A 19,637-nucleotide genomic window follows, 5' to 3' on the forward strand; every position below is an offset into this window, starting at 1 on the left:
GGGGGATGACTGGGCGGCAGGGAAGGGAGGTCCGTCGCGATCGGGATGGGAGCGGCAATGGCAGCGTTACCGGCGGCTCCTGCTCGGGGGTGTGCGACCGCAGGACATTCGGCAGTTCCGGGCCGCCGGTGTCGCGGCCGGCCGCGCGGCCACGTAGCGTTCGCCATTTTGGGAAACGCGGCCGAATTGATTCGGTTCCGGAGTTCGGATATGGTGACCGGCGCGATTCACGGGTCGGGAACACTATATTGAATAACCGAGCGATCAAAGGGGCCGTAGATGAGTCAATGGCGAGAATCGCTGCTGGCGAGCATGGAGCAGGCGGAAACCGCATCCGACGCATTCGATGGTCTCGCGCCGGCCGTTCGCGCGCTGGGGTTCGAATACCACGCATATGTGCTGCGGGTCACGATACCGATTACGCGGCCCGCCAGCATGGAATGGAACAATTTTCCGCAAGCATGGCGCGCCCATTACGCGCAAAAGCGGTATCAGCATGCCGATCCGGTTCTCCATTACGGACAAGCCTGCACCCGGCCAATGCCCTGGCCGGGGCCGCTGGCCGGCCATGACGCGTTCTGGCGCGACGCAGCGGACTTCGGCCTGCGCCACGGCTGGTCGCAGACGCTCCGCGATCATCGCGGCGCGATGGGCACCTTCAGCCTCGTGCGCGGCGGGCCGCCCATCTCGCCGGAAGAGTTGCGGCGCACGGAGCCGGAGATGATCTGGCTTTGCCAGTTCGTGCACGCGACGATGAGCAACCTGATCGTTTCGGACGTGATGCCGAGCGGCGCAATGCGGTTGTCGCTCCGCGAGAAGGAAGTGCTGCACTGGACGGCGGAGGGCAAGACGGCCGCCGAAGTCGCGGCGATTCTTCTATTGACCGAACGCAACGTCGGTTTCCATATCCAGAATGCGATGGACAAGCTCGACGCCACCAACAAGACTCACGCAACGGTCAAGGCGGCGATGCTCGGGCTGATTCCGGTTCGCGATTAGTCCCGGCTTGGCACCGGCAGCAAACGCCGATTCCTGCGCGACGGCAGCCGTCGGTGGACTGCCGGCGCGTCAGCGTCGGGCGGTGCGAGCATAGCAACGTGCGTGCGACGCCGTCTTGAGGCTGCTCGATGGCGGAGGTCGTATCGCACGCGGCGCTGGCGGCGGCGATCGGCGGGAGGCCCGCGCCCTGATTGGCTTGGTCCGGCACCGGTCGGTTGCCATGCCGTCGCGATGCGCCGGCAGCGACACGCGCACCGGCGTGGTTCGGCGCATGACGCGCTCACTAGCAGTTTTCCTGGAAATTTTCACGCGCCGGCGACTGTGAATTTTCACACTTGATCGGGCCGCGGCCGTCGATAAGATGAGACCTCGATCGGCATCGCAGCGTGAGAAGACCACTACGTGGAAAACGAAAACGGCAACGCCGTCGTGAGGCCGCACGGCGATGTGTGCAATGCGGTCACGCAAGAGCTCCATCGCGACCGCGACGACGAATCCATCTTGTCGTAGGAATCGCTCGGCCGTCGTCTATCCGTCGAAGACGCGCCCCGAATGCCGCACGGCCCGTCCAGCAACGGCGCATCAGGCCGGCTCGCCCCGAACACCGGGTCGATCGTCGTTCCACCAACCCAACGAACAGGTGAAAACCCATGAGTCACGATACGAAAACCCTCGCCGAGCAAGTCGTCCGCGCGTTCGAGGCGCGCGATATCGAGTCGATGTCGGCGCTGCTCGCCGACGACGTGCGCCTCGAGGACGTACCGCTCGGCGCGCATGTCGGCAGGCATGCCGTCGTCGAGAAGATCACCGACTTCTTCGGCAAGGCAAGCACCTATCGCTGGGAGCAGCAGCGCTTGATCGCACAGGGCAGCACCGCGATCGTCGAGCGCACGAGCCATATCGTGCTGGGCGGCAAGGAGATTCGGTTGCCGATGGTGGTGATTCTGGAGTTCGACGCAAACGGCAAGTTGACGCTCTTCAAGGACTATTTCGATCTGCAGACGCTGGAGCGGCAACTCGCATGACGGCGTGGCCGGCGGCCGTGCCGAGCGGCGTCGCTCGGCACGTTCCTGGTTCATCGCGACGACAGATGGCACATGTTCCAGTGAGCGATCGGCGCAGCCAAATCGAGGCAATTCAATGAAGAAATGGATCGTTCTATTTTCGATCGGCATCTGCCTGCTGCTCGCCAATCTCGACATGACGATCGTGAATCTGGCCTTGCCGGAGTTCTCGACCGAGTTCGGTGCGTCGATGCAGCAGATTCAGCTCATCATCGTCAGCTATCTGACCGCGGCTGCGGCGTTCTTCTGCCTGTTCGGCAAGATGGCCGACAGCGTGGGCCGAAAGCGCGTGTTCATGTTCGGCGCGGTGCTTTTCATGGTGTCGTCGCTGTATATAGGCGCGTGGTCGAGCACGGTCACGGAGATCATCGTCGCGCGGTTCGTCCAGGGCGCGGGTTTCGCCGCCACGCTGGGTCTTGCGCTCGTGCTAATCGCGAATGCGTTTCCGCCGGACCAGAAGGGCTTCGCGACTGGCGTCGCGGTCACCATCACCGGGGTCGGCATGGCGCTCGGACCGCCGACCGGTGGCTTCATCCTGCAATATCTCGGGTGGCGCTGGATCTTCCTGCTGAACGTCCCGCTCGGCTTGCTTTCGATCGTACTGACCTGGATTTTCGTGTCCGACGACGCAGCCGGAGCGCGTCGCCCGCTGGCGCTAGACGTCGCGGGCGTGCCGTTCTACCTGTTCGCCCTCGGTTGCCTGATCTATGTGTCGAACATGCTGAGCACGGCTGCGACCGCCACACTCGCCGCGATCGCCGTGGCCGGGCTGCTGTCGGCGGCGATATTCGTGCGACGCAGCCTGCGCAAGCCGGCTCCGCTGATCAACGTGACGTTGTTGACGAGCCGCGGCTATCTCACGGTCATCCTGATCCGGATGATCTTCAATTACACGATGGCCAGCTTTCTGTTCGTGCTGCCGCTGTTCATGCAGAACGTACTCGACTACTCGAAGCTGAAATCCGGCATGTGGCTGCTGTGCATGACGATCGCGGTCGCGTTCATCGCGCCGCTGGCCGGCAAAGTAATCGATCGCGTTGGCTTCCGCATTCCTACGCTCGTATCGATGTCGCTGCTGTTCGTCAGTTGCGCGGCGTTCTGCGTGCTCGGGCCCGCTACGTCGAGTGCGATCTTCGTCGTCGGGTTGTTCTGCTTCGGTGTGTCCAACGGCATGCTGACGACCGCGACCATCAACGGTGTCACCACCCAGGTGCCTGCGAAAGATGCCGGTACGGCGATCGGCTTGTTCTTTACGCTCGTGATGGTGGGCTCGATGTTCGGCGTGAGCGTCGCGGGGCTCGTGCTGGATCGCGTGAGCCACGCGGAGGTGGTCGCCCGTCTCGCGCATGCGGCACTGCCGCTCGCCGAACCGGCACGCGCTGCACTGTTCATGGCCGCGAACGGCAGCCGCAATATTGCCGAATCGGGATTGCAGAACGATGCGCCGACGTTCGCGGCGGCGACGCAGATTGCGCATGCTGCCTACTACTCGGCGCTCGGCAAGCTGATGACCGGGAATGCGCTACTGACCCTGGTCGGTGTCGGGCTCAGCATCATGCTGTTGAAAAAGCAACCATCCAGATCGATGTCCGGAGCGACGCATGCGATCGAGATTCCCGAGCGCTGAGTGGAGCCGTCGCAGCGCTGACAGCGGCGGGGGATACGTGTGTCAGCTCAGCTATATCCCAACGGCTCGCCACCTGCGCCCCACATCACGCATCGCGGCCGCGCAGACGATCCGCGCACGAACCGAAGCCGAATTCGACCGCAACTCACCCCGAGCACCGCGGCACGACGCGATCACGCGCGCCGCCGGCGAACCGCGGCATGCACGCGCCCACTACCCCCGCACCCCCACCCGATACCGCGTCGTCTGCCGATAAACCTGCCCCGGCCGCAGAATCGTCTCTTCGCGCAACCCATCCATATTGACCTGATCCGGAAAGTACCCGGCCTCGACGCACAGCGCCGCATGCGGCGCGCACACCACACCGCCGCTCACGCGCAAGCCCTGCAGATAGTTGCCCGTATAAAGCTGCAGCCCGCGTTGGTCGGTCGACACGGCGAGCTCGCGCCCGCTCTCCGGATCGTAGATCGACGCAACCGTTCGCACGCCGCCCCCCGGTTCGCGCAACACGTAGCAGTGATCGAACCCGCGCCCGCGCGCGAGCTGCGCATGCGGCCAGTCGAGGCGCGCGCCGATCGGCGCGCTCTGGCGGAAATCGAACGCGCTGCCCGTCACGTCGGCCGTGCCGGTCGGGATCAGCGCGTCGTCCACTTCGACGAACGCATCGGCGTCGATTTGCAGCAGATGTCCGCGCACGTCGCCGCCCGCGCGTCCGCTCAGGTTGAAGTAGCTGTGATTCGTCAGGTTCAACGGCGTCGGCGCATCGGTCACGCCCGTGTAGTCGATCGTCAGCGTGCCGTCGTCGTCGAGCGTGTAACGGACCTGCACGCGCACGTTGCCGGGAAACCCCGCATCGCCTTCCGGCGACTCGAGCCGCAGCGTCAGCCCGCCGCGGTCGTCGATCACGTCCCAGCGCGCACGGTGAAAGCCGCTCGCGCCGCCATGCAGCAGGTTGCCGTTCTCGTTGCGGTCGAGCGGATAGTCGATGCCGTCGAGCGTGAAGCGCCCGGCGGCGATCCGGTTGGCCCAGCGGCCGATCGTCGCGCCGAGGTACGCGCCCGCGTCGAGATACTCGGCCGGCGTGTCGTGCGCGAGCACGATGTCGGCGAAGCGCCCGGTGCGATCCGGCGCGAGCCACGACACGACGGTCGCGCCGAGATCGCTGACGACGACGCGCACGCCGTGCGCATTGCGCAGCGTATAGCGCCGCACGGGGTCGCCGCCGGGCAGCGTGCCCCACGGCTCGGACGGAATGCGGCCGACGTCGGTCGCCGGGTGAGAAGTGTCGGTATCGATACGCATGAGTGGTTCGCTGGTGGCGGTGAATTCAGTGGGCGGCCGCCGCGCGCTCCTGGTATTCGCGCGGCGTGCAGCCGAGTTCGCGGCGGAACACCGCATACATGTATTGCAACGACGTGAAGCCGCAGCGGATCGCGACTTCCGCGCTCGGCGCATCGCGCGCCGCGAGCAGCGCCTGCGCGGCCTCGAGCTTGTGACGCAGGATCTCCTGATGCACGGTGCGCTGCAGCTCGCGCCGGAAATGCTCTTCGAGCAGCGAGCGTGACACGCCGACATAGTCGGCGACCTGCTCGGTCTTGATCCCCTGGCACGCGTACTGGCGGATGAAGTGCCGCGCGCGCATCACGTGCGGGCTCGCGAGCGGCTGATGGCGCGTCGATTCGAGCACGTTGATGCCGACCGGCGGCACGAGGATGCGCTGCCCGGGAAACCGCGCGCCGCGCAGCATCCGGTGCAGCAGGTGCGCCGCGGTGCGGCCCATTTCCTCGGTGCCCTGGATCACCGACGACAGCGGAATGCGCGTCAGCGTGCGCGTGAGCGGATCGTTGTCGATGCCGATGATCGCGACCTGCTCGGGCACCGCGATGCCGGCGATCAGGCACGCCTGCAGCAGATGCCGCGCGCGCGCATCGGTCACCGCGATGATGCCGACCGGCTTCGGCAGCTCGCGCAGCCAGCCGATCAGCTGCTCGATCGCGTGATCCCAGCCCGATGCGCTCGTCGACACGCCGCGGTAGATCGGCGCATCGAGGCCGTCTGCGCGCGCGAGGCGGTCGAACGCGAGTTCGCGCTGCTGCGCCCAGCGGTTCTCCTGCGCGGCCGGCAGGCTGTACATCGCGAAGTGCGCGAGCCCCGCGCCGATCAGGTGCGTATAGGCGAGCGACACGAGCTTCGGATTGTCGGTCGCAATATATGGGACATCCTGCGGGTATTGCGCCGGGTCCTCGTACGACGAACCGAGCGCGACGACCGGCAGCGGCGAGCCGGCGAGCGCATCGGCCACGGCCGGATCGTCGAAATCCGCGATGATCCCGTCGCCGTCGAAGCGCTCGATGCCGGCCAGCCGGCAGCGAAAGTCGTCTTCGAGGAACAGGTCCCACACGACGCGCGTCGTGTGCAGATACTGGCCGATGCCGCTGATGATCTCGCGGTCGTAGACCTTGTTCGCGTTGAACAGCAGCGCGATGCGGTGCGGTGTCTGGGCGGAAGGGGCGCGGGTCATGTCGGTGTCGGGGCGGGCGCCGCCGGGGCGCCGCGCCGTTGTCTCCGGGGCGCGCCGCGGGCGGCGCGCGTTCGTCTGGTGTCCGGCGATTGTAGGACGGAACGCGCGCCGCGCGTGCGCGGCTGGCAAGAAACGTTAAGCGTGCTGCGCAATTTCGCAATTGCCGGCCGGCAGGCGCGCGGGCACGATCCAGCCAGATCGAATTCGGCTGCGCGCGCCACCCCGGCGCGCTGCGCTGCAACACGACCCCGGATGGAGACGCCATGTCGTATTTCGAACACATTCCCGCGATTCGCTACGAAGGTCCGCAGTCGGACAACCCGCTCGCCTATCACCACTACGACCCCGACAAGCGCGTGCTCGGCAAGACGCTCGCCGAGCATCTGCGCATCGCGGTGTGCTACTGGCACACGTTCGTCTGGCCGGGCCACGACATGTTCGGGCAGGGCACCTTCGTGCGGCCCTGGCAGCAGCCGGGCGACCCGCTCGAGCGCGCGCAGATGAAGGCCGACGCCGCGTTCGAATTCTTCTCGAAGCTCGGCACGCCGTTCTACACGTTCCACGACACCGACGTCGCGCCGGAAGGCGACAACCTGCGCGAGTACGCTGCGAATTTCGCGCGGATGGTCGACTATCTCGGCGAGCGCCAGCAGGCGAGCGGCGTGCGGCTGCTGTGGGGCACGGCGAACCTGTTCTCGCATCCGCGCTTCGCGGCCGGCGCGGCGACCAACCCGAACCCCGACGTGTTCGCATGGGCCGCGACGCAGGTGCGCCACGCGCTCGACGCGACGCACCGGCTCGGCGGCGAGAACTACGTGCTGTGGGGCGGCCGCGAAGGCTACGAGACGCTGCTCAATACCGATCTGAAGCGCGAGCGCGACCAGTTCGCGCGGTTCCTGTCGATGGTGGTCGAGCACAAGCACCGGATCGGCTTTAACGGCGCGCTGCTCATCGAGCCGAAGCCGCAGGAGCCGACCAAGCACCAGTACGACTACGACGTCGCCACGGTGCACGGCTTCCTCGTGCAGTACGGCCTGCAGGACGAGATCCGCGTGAACATCGAGGCGAACCATGCGACGCTCGCCGGCCATTCGTTCCATCACGAGATCGCGAATGCGTTCGCGCTCGGCGTGTTCGGCAGCGTCGACGCGAACCGCGGCGATCCGCAGAACGGTTGGGACACCGACCAGTTCCCGAACAGCGTCGAGGAGCTGACGCTCGCGTTCTACGAGATCCTGCGGCACGGCGGCTTCACGACCGGCGGGATGAACTTCGACGCGAAGGTGCGGCGCCAGAGCGTCGCGGCGGAAGACCTGTTCTACGGCCACGTCGGCGCGATCGACGTGCTCGCGCTCGCGCTCGAACGCGCGGCGGTGCTGGTCGAGAACGACCGGCTCGACGCGCTGCGCCGGCAGCGCTACGCGCAGTGGGACGACGCGTTCGGCCGCAAGATCCTGTCGGGCGGCTACACGCTGCAGTCGCTCGCCGACGACGCGCTCGCGCGCGGCGTGAACCCGCAGCACGTGAGCGGCGCGCAGGAGCGGCTGGAGAACATCGTGAACCAGGCGATCTACGCGCTGCGCTGACGCCATGTACATCGGACTCGATCTCGGCACGTCGGGCGTGAAGGCGGTGCTGCTCGACCGCGACGGCGCGGTGCGCGCCTCCGCCAGCCACGCGCTGACGGTGAGCCGGCCGCATCCGCGCTGGTCCGAACAGGCGCCGGGCGACTGGTGGGACGCCGCATGCGGCGCGCTCGCGGCGCTCGTCGCCCACGCGCGCGCGGCCGGCATCGACGCGCGCGACATCGTCGCGCTCGGGCTGACCGGCCAGATGCACGGCGCGACGCTGCTCGACGCGCACGGCGACGTGCTGCGCCCCGCGATCCTCTGGAACGACGGCCGCGCCGACGCGGAATGCGCGGAGCTCGAACGCGCCGCACCGACGCTGCGCGCGGTGGCCGGCAACATCGCGATGCCGGGCTTCACCGCGCCCAAGCTGCTGTGGGTGCGCCGTCACGAGCCGGACGTGTTCGCGCGCATCGCCCACGTGCTGCTGCCGAAGGATTATCTGCGCTACCGGCTGACGGGCGCGTTCGCGACCGATGCGTCGGATGCGGCCGGCACGCTGTGGCTCGACGTCGCGAAGCGCGACTACGACGATACGCTGCTCGCCGCGTGCGGACTGTCGCGCGCCCAGATGCCGACGGTGTTCGAAGGCAATCGCGTGACCGGCACGCTGCTGCCGGCGGTGGCCCGCGCGCTCGGCCTGCGCGAGATCCCGGTGGTGGCGGGCGGCGGCGACAACGCGGCCGGCGCGGTCGGCGTCGGCATCGTGCGGCCCGGCGATGCGCTGCTGTCGCTCGGCACGTCGGGCGTGTACTTCGCGGTGTCGGACGGCTTTCGCGCGAACCCGGAATCGGCCGTGCACAGCTTCTGTCACGCGTTGCCCGACACGTGGCATCTGATGTCGGTGATGCTGAACGCGGCCGGCTGCATCGACTTCACCGCGCAACTGACCGGCTACGAAGGCGTGGCGGCGCTGCTCGCCGACGCGGAAGCGAACGCGCGCGACGCGCGCCCGTGGTTCCTGCCGTATCTGAGCGGCGAACGCACGCCGCACAACGACGTGAACGCGAAGGGCGTGTTCTATGGGCTCACGCCCGACACGCGGCGCGCCGATCTGGCCAATGCGACGCTCGAAGGCGTCGGCTTCGCGCTGCTCGACGGCATCGACGCGCTGCATGCGGCAGGTCTCGCGCCCGAGCACATCACGGTGATCGGCGGCGGCTCGCGCAGCGCGTACTGGACCCAGATGCTCGCCGACCTGAGCGGCCGCGCGCTGACGCTGCGCGAGGGCGGCGAAGTCGGCCCGGCGCTGGGCGCCGCGCGCCTCGCGCAGCTTGCGTGCGAGCCCGCCGCGTCGCTCGACGACGTGTGCCCGCAGCCGCCGGTGGTCGCGGTGCGCGAGCCGGATCGCGAGCGGCACGCGTGGTATCGCGACGTGCGGCGGCCGACGTTTCGCGCGCTGTACCGCGCGCTCGAACCGGTGTTCGCGACGGGCGCATGACGCGCCCGGCGACGACTCGATGCGGGCCGCCCGTTCCGACGGCCGCCCGGCGTTCGTAAGGTGGTTCCATAACAAGGAGTGGAGACATGCAATCCGTGACGCGTCGTACCGTATTGAGTTCGCTTGCCGGCGCCGCTGCGCTGGCGATCCTCGCACTGGGCGCACCGCTCGCGCATGCGAGCAAGGACAAGCCCGAGATCGGCTTCTGCATCGACGATCTGCGCGTCGAGCGCTGGTCGCGCGACCGCGACTATTTCGTTGCGGCGGCAACCAAGCTCGGCGCGAAGGTGTCGGTGCAGTCGGCCGATGCGAGCGAGGAGCGGCAGATTTCGCAGATCGAGAACCTGATTTCGCGCGGCGTCGACGTGATCGTGATCGTGCCGTTCAACTCGAAGACGCTCGGCAACGTCGTCGCCGAAGCGAGGAAGGCCGGCATCAAGGTCGTGTCGTACGACCGGCTGATCCTCGATGCGGACGTCGACGCCTACATCTCGTTCGACAACGAGAAGGTCGGCGAACTGCAGGCGCAGGGCGTGTTCGACGCGAAGCCGAAGGGCAACTACTTCCTGCTCGGCGGCGCGCCGACCGACAACAACGCGAAGATGCTGCGCGAAGGGCAGCTCAAGGTGCTGAAGCCGGCGATCGATCGCGGCGACATCAAGGTGGTCGGCCAGCAATGGGTGCCCGAGTGGAGCGCCTCGACCGCGCTGCGCATCGTCGAGGACGCGCTGACCGCCAACAACAACAAGATCGATGCGATCGTCGCGTCCAACGACGGCACCGCCGGCGGCGCGATCCAGGCGCTCGCCGCCCAGCATCTGGCCGGCAAGGTGCCGGTGTCCGGGCAGGACGCGGATCTCGCCGCGGTCAAGCGCGTGATCGGCGGCACGCAGACGATGACCGTCTACAAGCCGCTGAAGCTGATCGCGAGCGAAGCCGCGAAGCTCGCGGTCGATCTCGCGAAGGGCACGAAGCCCGCGTTCAACGCGCAGTACGACAACGGCAGGAAGAAGGTCGATACGGTGCTGCTGCAGCCGACGCTGCTCACCAAGCGCAACGTCGACATCGTCGTGAAGGACGGCTTCTACACCCAGGCGCAGCTGGCGAGCCAGTAACGGCGCGCGCGGCGCGCTGCACGCGGCCGGCCCTGTGCGCGGCCGCGTGCCGATTGCGAGGCAATGAACGTATGACCGAACCCTTGCTGACGATGCGCGGCATCGTCAAGGCATTCGACGGCGTGAAGGCGCTCGACGGCATCGACCTGACCGTGCGCCCCGGCGAATGCGTCGGCCTGTGCGGCGAGAACGGCGCCGGCAAGTCGACGTTGATGAAGGTGCTGTCGGGCGTGTATCCGCACGGCACGTGGGACGGCGAGATCCGCTGGGAAGGCGCGCCGCTCGTCGCGTCCGGCGTGCGCGACACGGAACGCGCGGGCATCGTGATCATTCACCAGGAGCTGATGCTCGTGCCCGAGCTGTCGGTCGCGGAGAACATCTTCCTCGGCAACGAGATCACGCTGCCGGGCGGCCGCATGCACTACGCGGAGATGGTGCGCCGCTCGGAGGCGCTGCTGCGCGAGCTGCGCATCGACGCGATCAACGTCGCGCAGCCGGTGATGAACTACGGCGGCGGCCACCAGCAGCTGATCGAGATCGCGAAGGCGCTCAACAAGCGCGCGAAGCTGCTGATCCTCGACGAGCCGTCGTCGTCGCTGAGCGCCGCGGAAACGCGCATCCTGCTCGACATCGTGCGCGACCTGAAGCGCCGCGGCGTCGCGTGCGTGTACATCTCGCACAAGCTCGACGAGATCGACGCGGTGTGCGACACCGTGACCGTGATCCGCGACGGCCGCCACGTCGCGACCGAGCCGATGCGCGCGCTGAGCACCGAGCGGATCATCTCGATGATGGTCGGGCGCGACATCGGCAACCTGTATCCGCGCGAGCCGCACGAGATCGGCGAGGTCGTGCTCGAAGCGCGCAACGTGACCTGTCACGACGTCGCCAACCCGCGCCGCAAGCGTGTCGACGACGTGTCGTTCAGCGTGCGGCGCGGCGAGATCCTCGGCGTGGCCGGGCTGGTCGGCGCGGGCCGCACGGAGCTGATGCAGGCGATCTTCGGCGCGTATCCGGGGGCGAGCACGGCGACCGTGCGAATGAACGGCCGGCCGCTCGCGATCCGCTCGCCGGCCGATGCGATCCGCGCCGGCATCGCGATGGTGCCCGAGGATCGCAAGCGTCACGGGATCGTGCCGCAGCTCGGCGTCGGCCACAACATCACGCTGTCGGTGCTGCGCCGGTTCGCCACGCGCGGCCGGATCGATGCGGCCGCCGAGCTCGACGCGATCCGCACCGAGATGCAGCGGCTGTCGGTGCGCGCCGCGCATCCGTTCCTGCCGATCGCGAGCCTGTCGGGCGGCAACCAGCAGAAGGCGGTGCTCGCGCGGATGCTGCTCGCCGACCCGCAGGTGCTGATCCTCGACGAGCCGACCCGCGGCGTCGACGTGGGCGCGAAGGCCGAGATCTACCGGCTGATCTTCGCGCTCGCGCGGCGCGGCGTCGCGCTGATCGTCGTGTCGTCGGAGCTGCCGGAAGTGCTCGGGCTCGCCGATCGCGTGCTGGTGATCGGCGAAGGCGAGCTGCGCGGCGATTTCGCGAACGACGGTCTCACGCAGGAACAGATTCTCGGCGCCGCGCTGAAGCCCGCGCGGCGTCCGGCCGAACCCATTGCAGCGAGTGCGACATGAACACCGAACTTTCCTCCTCTTCCGCCGTGCCGCCGGACGCCGACGCGCGTCGCCTGCGCGGCCATCCGCTGCGGCAGATCTTCGTGCGCTACAAGGTGCTCGCGCTGCTGTTCGCGGTCGTCGCGATCTGGGCGTTCTTCTCGGTGCTGACCGACGGCGCGTTCGTCACGCCGCGCAACGTGTCGAACCTGCTGCGGCAGATGTCGATCACCGGCATGCTCGCGTGCGGGATGGTGTTCGTCATCATCGCCGGCGAGATCGACCTGTCGGTCGGCTCGCTGCTCGGGCTGCTCGGCGGCGTCGCGGCGATCCTCGACGTCAACCGCCACTGGCCGGTGGCCGCGACGGTGCCGGCGGTGCTCGCGCTCGGCGTGCTGGTCGGGCTGTTCAACGGCTGGTGGTCGACCTACCGGCGCGTGCCGTCGTTCATCGTCGGGCTCGGCGGGATGCTCGCGTTCCGCGGCATCCTGCTCGGCGTGACGGGCGGCTCGACGATCGCGCCGGTGTCCGACGGCTTCGTGTTCCTCGGCCAGGGCTATCTGCCGCGCGCGGTGGGCGACGGCCTCGCGGTGCTGCTGTTCGCGCTCGTCGCGCTGCTGGTCGTGCGGCAGCGCGGCACGCGCCGGCGCTACCGGCTCGCGGTCGTGCCGCCGTGGCAGGACGTCGCGAAGGTCGTCGGCGCCGGCGCCGTGCTGTTCGCGTTCGTCGCGACGCTCGATCGCTACGGCGGCATTCCGGTGCCGGTGCTGCTGCTGCTCGCGCTGCTCGGCGTGTTCTCGTGGATCGCGACGCAGACGGTGTTCGGCCGGCGCATCTATGCGGTCGGCTCGAACCTGGAGGCCACGCGCCTGTCCGGCGTCGACACCGATCGCGTGAAGCTCGCGATCTTCGCGCTGATGGGGCTGATGTGCGCGTTTGCCGGCATCGTCAACACCGCGCGGCTCGCGGCCGGCTCGCCGTCGGCCGGCACGATGGGCGAGCTCGACGCGATCGCCGCGTGCTTCATCGGCGGCACGTCGATGCGCGGCGGGTCGGGCACCGTGTACGGCGCGCTGATCGGCGCGCTCGTGATGGCGAGCCTCGACAACGGGATGTCGATGCTCGACGTCGACGCGTACTGGCAGATGATCGTGAAGGGCGCGGTGCTGGTGCTGGCCGTGTGGATCGACGTGGTGTCGCGCTCGAACCGGCGCTGACGGCGCGGGCGCGTCGGCGGGGGCCCGACGCGCCAGCCCGGCCCGGCCCGCGCCTGGGTGGTCGGCAGGCTTTACGCTATCCTGTCGCGATCGACTTTTCGCCGGAACCCCGCCGGACCCCATGAAGCGCCCGTCGTTTTCCAACCAGCTCGTGATGTTGTGGTCACTCGTTGCCGTGCTGTGCGCGACGCTCGTCGCGCTCGTGTGGATCGTCACGCGTTCCGCCGCGAGCGAGCAGATCGCCGATGCGCGCACCCAGGCCGCGGCGGCGTGTGCAGCGGTCGCGTCGCGCTACGCGGGCGCGGGCTCGCCGCCCGGCGCGCAACCGGACGCCGACCGGATGCACGCCGTCCTCGACATCGTGCTCGCCCGCACGCCGGACGTCGAAGGCGGCTTCTGGACGCGCAGCGGCGCCGACGCCGACGGCCGCTTCGTCGCGTATGCGTTTCCGACCTATCAGGGCAGCGGCATCAAGCGCGACGTGCCGGAGGCCGAAACGCCGCTGATCGTGCGGACGCTGCGCGCGAGCGCGGCGATCGGCATCGCGTCGACCAGCGTGGTCGAAGGCGCGCAGGACGCGGTCGTCGCGGCCGCCTGCCCGGTGCCCGGCATGCCGGGGCTGTTCGCGTGGATGCTGACCCGCGCGCATCCGCCGCTCGGCCGGCATGGCGAGTTGCTCGCGACGGCGCTGGCGGCGGTGCTCGCGGTGCTGCTCGCGATCGCGGCGGCGCTCGCGTTCGCGCTGCGCGGCTGGAACCGCAAGCTCGGCCGCATCGAGGCGGCGCTGTCGACCGAGGGCCGCGACGCGCAGCTGCCGCGCGTCGGCGAGCCCGATCTCGACCGCATCATCGACGCGTTCAACGCGCGCACGCGGCGGGCCGAACGCCTGCAGCAGCAGGCCGGCGAACTCGGCGCGCGGCTCGTGCAGGCCGAGCGCTTCGCGATGCTCGGCAAGCTGGCCGCGCAGCTCGCGCACGAAATCCGCAATCCGATGGGCGCGATGCGGCTGAAGGCGGAGAATGCGCTCGCCGGCGACGTGAGCCGGCAGCAGGAGGCGCTGCGCATCATCCTCGCGCAGATCGCCCGCATCGACGCGCAACTGTCGGGCCTGCTCGCGCTGACCCAGCCGGTGAGCCCGCACGCGACGCGCGTCGATCTCGACACGTGGCTGCCGCAGGTGGTCGATGCGCATCGCGAGCTCGCGCAGCGGCAATCCATCGCCGTGACGTGCACGCCTGACGGGCGGGGCGAGCGCTTCGCGGCGCCCGCCGACGGCCCGGCGTTCGACGCCGAGCAGATGCGCCGTGCGCTCGACAACCTGCTGCTCAACGCGCTGCGCCACGCGGGCGACGGCGGCGCGGTGGCGGTCGCGGCCGCGCGCTCGACGGCCGACGGGCGCGCGATGCTCCGCTTCACGGTGTCCGATACGGGGCCAGGCGTTCCCGACGCGCAGCGCGAGCGGATCTTCGAGCCGTTCGTGACGGGCCGGGCGGACGGCACCGGCCTCGGCCTCGCGGTCGTGCGCGAAGTGGCCGCCGCGCACGGCGGCCGCGCGTGGGTCGACACGACGCCGCGCGGCGCTTCCTTCGTGATCGAGATCCCATGGCAAGCATCCTGATCGTCGACGACGACGCCGCGTTCCGCGACGGCCTCGCGGAAACCCTCGGCGATCTCGGTCATCGGGTCGTCGAGGCCACATCCGCGCGCGCGGCGCTCGCGACGCTGCGCGACGGCGCGCGCGTCGATTGCGTGTTCCTCGACTTCCGGCTGCCGGACCTCGACGGCCTCGCGGTGCTCGCGCAATTGCGCGACGACCCGGCGCTCGCCGCGATTCCGGTCGTGATGCTGACCGCCCATGCGACCAGCGACAACACGATCGACGCGATGCGGCTCGGCGCGTTCGATCATCTGACGAAGCCGGTCGGGCGGGACGACATCGCGCGCCTGCTCGAACGCATCGTGTCGGCGCATGCGCCGCTGCCGGCCGGCGACGCCGAACCGGCCCGGTTCGCGGGCGAGAGCGCGTCGGACCGGCCGCGATTGCTCGGCGCGAGCGCCGCGATGCGCGACGTGCAGAAGCAGCTCGGTCGCGCCGCGACCAGCGACGCGACGGTGCTGATCACCGGCGAAACCGGCACCGGCAAGGAAGTGGCCGCGCGCGTGCTGCACGCGGCATCGGCGCGGCATGCCGGGCCGTTCGTCGCGGTGAACTGCGCGGCCGTGCCGGCCGAGCTGCTCGAAAGCGAACTGTTCGGCCATCGCCGCGGCGCGTTCACCGGCGCGCATGCGGATCGCGCGGGGCGGCTCGTCGAGGCCGACGGCGGCACGTTGTTCCTCGACGAAATCGGCGACATGCCGGCCGCGATGCAGGCGAAGCTGCTGCGCGCGCTGCACGAGCGTCAGGTGACGCCGCTCGGCGCCAACCGGCCGACGACGATCGACCTGCGCGTGGTGGCCGCGACGCACCGCGACCTCGCGGCCGCGGTGGCGAACGGCACGTTCCGCGAAGACCTGTTCTACCGGCTGAACGTGATCCCGCTGCATCTGCCGCCGCTCGCCGAGCGGGTCGCCGACATCCTGCCGCTCGCCGCGCATTTTCTCGAGCGCGCGGCCGGCGCGCGTGCGCTGCATTTGACCAACGATGCGCAGCGCGCGCTGCTCGCGCACCGCTGGCCCGGCAACGTGCGCGAACTGCGCAACGTGATGGAGCGCGCGGCTGCGCTCGCGCCCGGGCCCGCGATCGGCGCGGCCGATCTCGCGCTCGGCGCTGCGCCGGCGTCGGCGGCGCCCGCGGACGACGCGCTGCCCGCGTACCTGTTCGATCTGCCGCTGCCCGATGCGCTCGCGACGGTCGAGCGCGCCGCGATCCTGCGCGCATTGGCGCTCGCGAACGGCAATCGCGCGCAGGCGGCGCGGCAGCTCGGCATCGGCCGCCAGTCGCTGTACGCGCGGATGGCGAGCCTCGGCATCGAGCGCGACGACTGAACGGCGCAGCGGGTGTCGGGTTTCCCGACACCGGCCGGCTGCTGCTGTCCGTCTTTCCGACACCTGGGGCGTGACCGCGGCGATCGCCGCACGGCCGCGCGGGCCTGTGCGCACTGGCACGGCGTTTGCAAAGAGAGGCGGACCGCAACCTGTCGTCGCGGTTCGTCACGCCGTCGTCGCCGCGCGTTCGACGCTGCGCGCCGCCCGGCCGCCGCAGCGTGTGCCGCGGCCCTCGGTGCGACGCCTGCGGCGACACCCCGATGAGGACCCCACGATGCACTGGATCGATCCGGCGTGCCTGCCCGAAACGCGCGGCCGCGTCACGCAGTTCCTGCTCAACCCGCATGGCGAAGTCGACGGGCTGATCCTCGACGGCCAACTGCAGGTTCATGTGCCGCCGCATCTCGGCCGCGCGCTGGTACGGCACGTCGCGTGCGGTGATCGCATCCGCGTGCGCGGCGTCAAGCCGCGCGGCGCCGACATGGTGTCGGCCGTGCAGCTGACCGCTCGCGACGGCGCCGAGCTGGTCGATACCGGCCCCGGCCCCGAACCGCACGCGCGGCCGCATCCCGCCCGCGAGCCGATCGACGTGTGCGGCCAGATCGCGTTCGCGCTGCATGGCCCGCGCGGCGAGTGCAACGGCGCGCTGCTGACGAGCGGCGCGGCGCTGCGCATGCCGCCGCACGCGGCCGCCGAACTCGCCGACTACCTGCGTCCCGGCACGCACGTGCAGGTGTGGGGCGATGCGGTCGTCACGCCGCACGGCACGACGATCGACGTCGTCGAGATCGCCGAGCTCGTCGATGCGCCGGCCGACTGAACGCGCGGCGACCATGCGACCGGCGCGCGCGCTCGAGGCGCTCAACTTCTTCATCGCCGACGTGCAGGCCGGGATCGGCCCGTTCGCCGGCGTGATCCTGCTGTCGCGCGGGTGGAGTGCCGACGCGATCGGCTCCGTGATGACGCTCGCCGGGCTCGCGGCGATGGCCGCGACGCCGGCCGCCGGCGCGCTCGTCGACGCGCTGCGCGCGAAGCGGCTGCTGATCGTCTGTGCGACGGCCGCGACCGCGCTCGCGTCGATGACGCTGCGTTTCGCCGACGGCTACGCGGCCGTCGCCGCATCGCAGGTCGTGGCCGCCGTGTGCGGCGCGGCGCTCGCGCCGGCCATCGCCGGCATGACGCTCGGCATCGCGCGCAGACAGGGCTTCGACCGCCAGTTCGGCCGCAACCAGATGGCGAATCACGCCGGCAACGTGGTCGGCGCCGCACTCGCCGGCTGGCTCGGCTGGCACGCGGGATTCGATGCCGTGTTCGCGCTCGTCGCCGCGTTCGCGGTGCTCGCGATCGCGAGCGCGTGCGCGATTCCGGCGCGGGCGATCGACCATGCGTGCGCGCGCGGCCTCGCGATGCCGGACGACGCAGCCGGCCGCGCGCGCGGCGAGCCGGCGTCGGATCGTGGCCGCTCGGGCGGCGGCGCGGCGCCGCCTGCGCGCGCGTGGCGCTCGGTGGCCGCGAACCGGCCGCTGGTGCTGCTCGGCGCGTCGCTCGCGCTGTTCCATCTCGGCAACGCGGCAATGCTGCCGCTGTACGGGATGGGCGTCGTCGCCGCGCACCGCAGCGATCCGAGTGTGTTTACCGCGCAGACCATCGTGATCGCGCAATGCGTGATGATCGCGGCGGCGTGGTGCGCGCCGCGGCTGAGTCGTGCGCACGGATACTGGTGCGTGCTGCTGCTGTCCTATCTGGCGCTGCCGCTGCGCGGCGTGCTCGCGGCCGCGCTGATGAGCGAGGCCGGCGTGTGGCCGGTGCAGATCCTCGACGGGATCGGCGCCGGCCTGCAAAGCGTCGTCGTGCCGGCGCTCGTCGTGCGCCTGCTCGACGGCACGGGCCACGTGAACGCCGGGCAGGGCGCGGTCGCGACCGTGCAGGGCATCGGCGCGGCGCTCAGCCCGGCGCTCGGCGGCGTACTCGCGCAGCATTACGGTTATCCGGTCGCGTTCGTCGTGCTGGGCGCGGTGTCGACCGGTTCGCTCGCGCTGTGGCTCGGCTACGCGCGCTCGCTGCGCGCGGCGTGCGGCAAGCCGCCGGGCGGCGCGGACGGCCGTGATCCTGCCGACCTGACGGTCGCATCGCGATGAAGTGCGCGTCGATGCATTGCAGCCGCCCGGTATGCCGATGAATTCCGCTCCGTTCGCGTGGTCGATCGCCGCGCTCGCGACCGCCGGCGTGATCGTGCGGCCGTTCGGCTGGCCCGAGGCGATCTGGGCCGTGGCCGGCGCGGTGCTGCTGGTCGCTCTCGGCCTGTTGCCCGCCGACGCGGCGCTCGCGGCCGTGGCGAAAGGCGGCGACGTGTACCTGTTCCTGACCGGGATGATGCTGCTGTCCGAAGTCGCGCGGCGCGAGGGGTTGTTCGACTGGGTCGCGGCCCACGTCGTGAACGGCGCGCGTGGTTCGCCGCGGCGGCTGTTCGCGCTCGTCTATCTGGTCGGGACCGTCACGACCGTGTTCCTGTCGAACGACGCGACCGCCGTCGTGCTGACGCCGGCCGTGTTCGCGGCCGCGCGCCGCGCGAAGACGGACCCGCTGCCGCTGCTGTACGTCTGCGCGTTCGTCGCGAACGCGGCGAGCTTCGTGCTGCCGATCTCGAACCCCGCGAATCTCGTGCTGTACGGTGCGCACATGCCCGCGCTCGGCACCTGGCTCGCACGCTTCGCGCTGCCGTCCGTCGCGTCGATCGCGTGTACCTACGCGATGCTGCGCGCGACGCAGCGTCACGCGTTGCGCGGCCATTGCGCGTGCGATCTGCCGGTGCCCTCGTTGAGCGCGGGCGCGCGCATCGCGCTGGCCGGCATCGCGGCGACGGCCGCCGCCTTGATGATCGTGTCGCTGCTCGACCGGCCGCTCGGGTTGCCGACCGCGCTGGCCGGCGCGCTGACCGCGGCCTGTGTGCTGGCGCGCGATCGCGCGGCTTGCGGGCCGACGCTGCGCGCGATTTCGTGGAGCGTGCTGCCGCTCGTGGCCGGACTGTTCGTGCTGGTCGAGGCGCTCGAGCGGACCGGCGCGGTGGATGCGCTGGCGGCGTTGCTGCGCACGCTGACGGCCGGCGGTGCGGCGCATGCGGCGGCCGCGTCGGGCGTCGCCATCGCGCTGGCGTCGAACCTCGTCAACAACCTGCCTGCGGGGCTCGTCGCCGGCGCGATCGTGGGCGTCGCGCACAGCCCGCAGCCGGTGGTCGATGCGCTGCTGATCGGCGTCGATCTCGGGCCGAACCTGTCCGTCACCGGCTCGCTCGCGACGATCCTGTGGCTCGCGGCGATCCGGCGCGACGGGCTGCAGGTGAGCGCGGGGAAGTTTCTGGCGATCGGCGCGTGTGTGATGCTGCCGGCGCTCGTGGCGGCGCTGGCGGTGCGGCTTGTGTAGAGGTGGGGGG

15 protein-coding genes are annotated in these 19,637 nt (G+C 70.1%); 13 read left to right on the top strand and 2 right to left on the bottom strand.

What is annotated here, in order from left to right; translation table 11 throughout:
- Positions 1 to 312 precede the first annotated feature (312 nt).
- From C3Y15_RS28565 to C3Y15_RS28575, 3 genes are all read left to right on the top strand, one after another.
- Positions 313 to 999 (top strand): autoinducer binding domain-containing protein, encoded by a 687-nt coding sequence (locus C3Y15_RS28565; RefSeq protein ID WP_014726163.1) that lies wholly within the window; start codon positions 313 to 315, stop codon positions 997 to 999.
- 650 nt (positions 1,000 to 1,649) lie between these two features.
- A complete protein-coding gene (locus C3Y15_RS28570; protein WP_011880510.1) occupies positions 1,650 to 2,024 on the top strand; it encodes a nuclear transport factor 2 family protein in 375 nt (124 codons plus the stop codon).
- Positions 2,025 to 2,139: 115 nt separating this feature from the next.
- Complete coding sequence (locus C3Y15_RS28575; RefSeq protein WP_046427195.1) at positions 2,140 to 3,690, top strand: MFS transporter; 1,551 nt, start codon at positions 2,140 to 2,142, stop codon at positions 3,688 to 3,690.
- Between the two features lie 213 nt (positions 3,691 to 3,903).
- Here C3Y15_RS28575 and C3Y15_RS28580 read toward each other — a convergent pair whose 3' ends face one another.
- On the bottom strand, positions 3,904 to 4,992 hold the full coding sequence (locus C3Y15_RS28580; RefSeq protein ID WP_046427193.1) for an aldose epimerase family protein: 1,089 nt from the start codon (positions 4,990 to 4,992) through the stop codon (positions 3,904 to 3,906).
- A 25-nt stretch (positions 4,993 to 5,017) separates the two neighbouring features.
- Positions 5,018 to 6,211: a DNA-binding transcriptional regulator gene (locus C3Y15_RS28585; RefSeq protein ID WP_011880507.1), complete on the bottom strand. Its 1,194-nt coding sequence runs from the start codon at positions 6,209 to 6,211 to the stop codon at positions 5,018 to 5,020.
- Between the two features lie 263 nt (positions 6,212 to 6,474).
- Here C3Y15_RS28585 and xylA point away from each other — a divergent pair, with 263 nt between their 5' ends.
- From xylA to C3Y15_RS28640, 10 genes are all read left to right on the top strand, one after another.
- Positions 6,475 to 7,797 (top strand): xylose isomerase, encoded by a 1,323-nt coding sequence (gene xylA, locus C3Y15_RS28595; RefSeq protein WP_124260052.1) that lies wholly within the window; start codon positions 6,475 to 6,477, stop codon positions 7,795 to 7,797.
- 4 nt (positions 7,798 to 7,801) lie between these two features.
- Entirely contained in the window at positions 7,802 to 9,280 is a 1,479-nt protein-coding gene (xylB, locus tag C3Y15_RS28600) for a xylulokinase (RefSeq protein WP_059494713.1), read from the top strand.
- An 86-nt stretch (positions 9,281 to 9,366) separates the two neighbouring features.
- Positions 9,367 to 10,395, top strand: coding sequence for a D-xylose ABC transporter substrate-binding protein (xylF, locus tag C3Y15_RS28605; RefSeq protein WP_014726158.1), 1,029 nt, complete (start codon positions 9,367 to 9,369; stop codon positions 10,393 to 10,395).
- A 71-nt stretch (positions 10,396 to 10,466) separates the two neighbouring features.
- Positions 10,467 to 12,026, top strand: coding sequence for a D-xylose ABC transporter ATP-binding protein (gene xylG / locus C3Y15_RS28610; RefSeq protein ID WP_059669087.1), 1,560 nt, complete (start codon positions 10,467 to 10,469; stop codon positions 12,024 to 12,026).
- Positions 12,023 to 13,222, top strand: coding sequence for a sugar ABC transporter permease (locus C3Y15_RS28615; RefSeq protein WP_011880502.1), 1,200 nt, complete (start codon positions 12,023 to 12,025; stop codon positions 13,220 to 13,222). Before xylG ends, C3Y15_RS28615 begins: the two co-directional genes overlap by 4 nt.
- A 121-nt stretch (positions 13,223 to 13,343) precedes the next feature.
- On the top strand, positions 13,344 to 14,840 hold the full coding sequence (locus C3Y15_RS28620) for a HAMP domain-containing sensor histidine kinase (protein WP_059717757.1): 1,497 nt from the start codon (positions 13,344 to 13,346) through the stop codon (positions 14,838 to 14,840).
- Complete coding sequence (locus C3Y15_RS28625; protein WP_124260053.1) at positions 14,825 to 16,207, top strand: sigma-54 dependent transcriptional regulator; 1,383 nt, start codon at positions 14,825 to 14,827, stop codon at positions 16,205 to 16,207. Before C3Y15_RS28620 ends, C3Y15_RS28625 begins: the two co-directional genes overlap by 16 nt.
- A 274-nt stretch (positions 16,208 to 16,481) precedes the next feature.
- On the top strand, positions 16,482 to 17,027 hold the full coding sequence (locus tag C3Y15_RS28630; RefSeq protein WP_014726155.1) for a hypothetical protein: 546 nt from the start codon (positions 16,482 to 16,484) through the stop codon (positions 17,025 to 17,027).
- A 13-nt stretch (positions 17,028 to 17,040) separates the two neighbouring features.
- Positions 17,041 to 18,345, top strand: coding sequence for an MFS transporter (locus tag C3Y15_RS28635; protein WP_124260054.1), 1,305 nt, complete (start codon positions 17,041 to 17,043; stop codon positions 18,343 to 18,345).
- A 37-nt stretch (positions 18,346 to 18,382) separates the two neighbouring features.
- Positions 18,383 to 19,627, top strand: coding sequence for an arsenic transporter (locus C3Y15_RS28640; RefSeq protein ID WP_124260055.1), 1,245 nt, complete (start codon positions 18,383 to 18,385; stop codon positions 19,625 to 19,627).
- The last annotated feature ends 10 nt before the right edge of the window (positions 19,628 to 19,637 follow it).

The sequence above is a fragment of the Burkholderia sp. B10 genome (genome assembly GCF_004368385.1).
GTDB lineage: Bacteria > Pseudomonadota > Gammaproteobacteria > Burkholderiales > Burkholderiaceae > Burkholderia > Burkholderia vietnamiensis.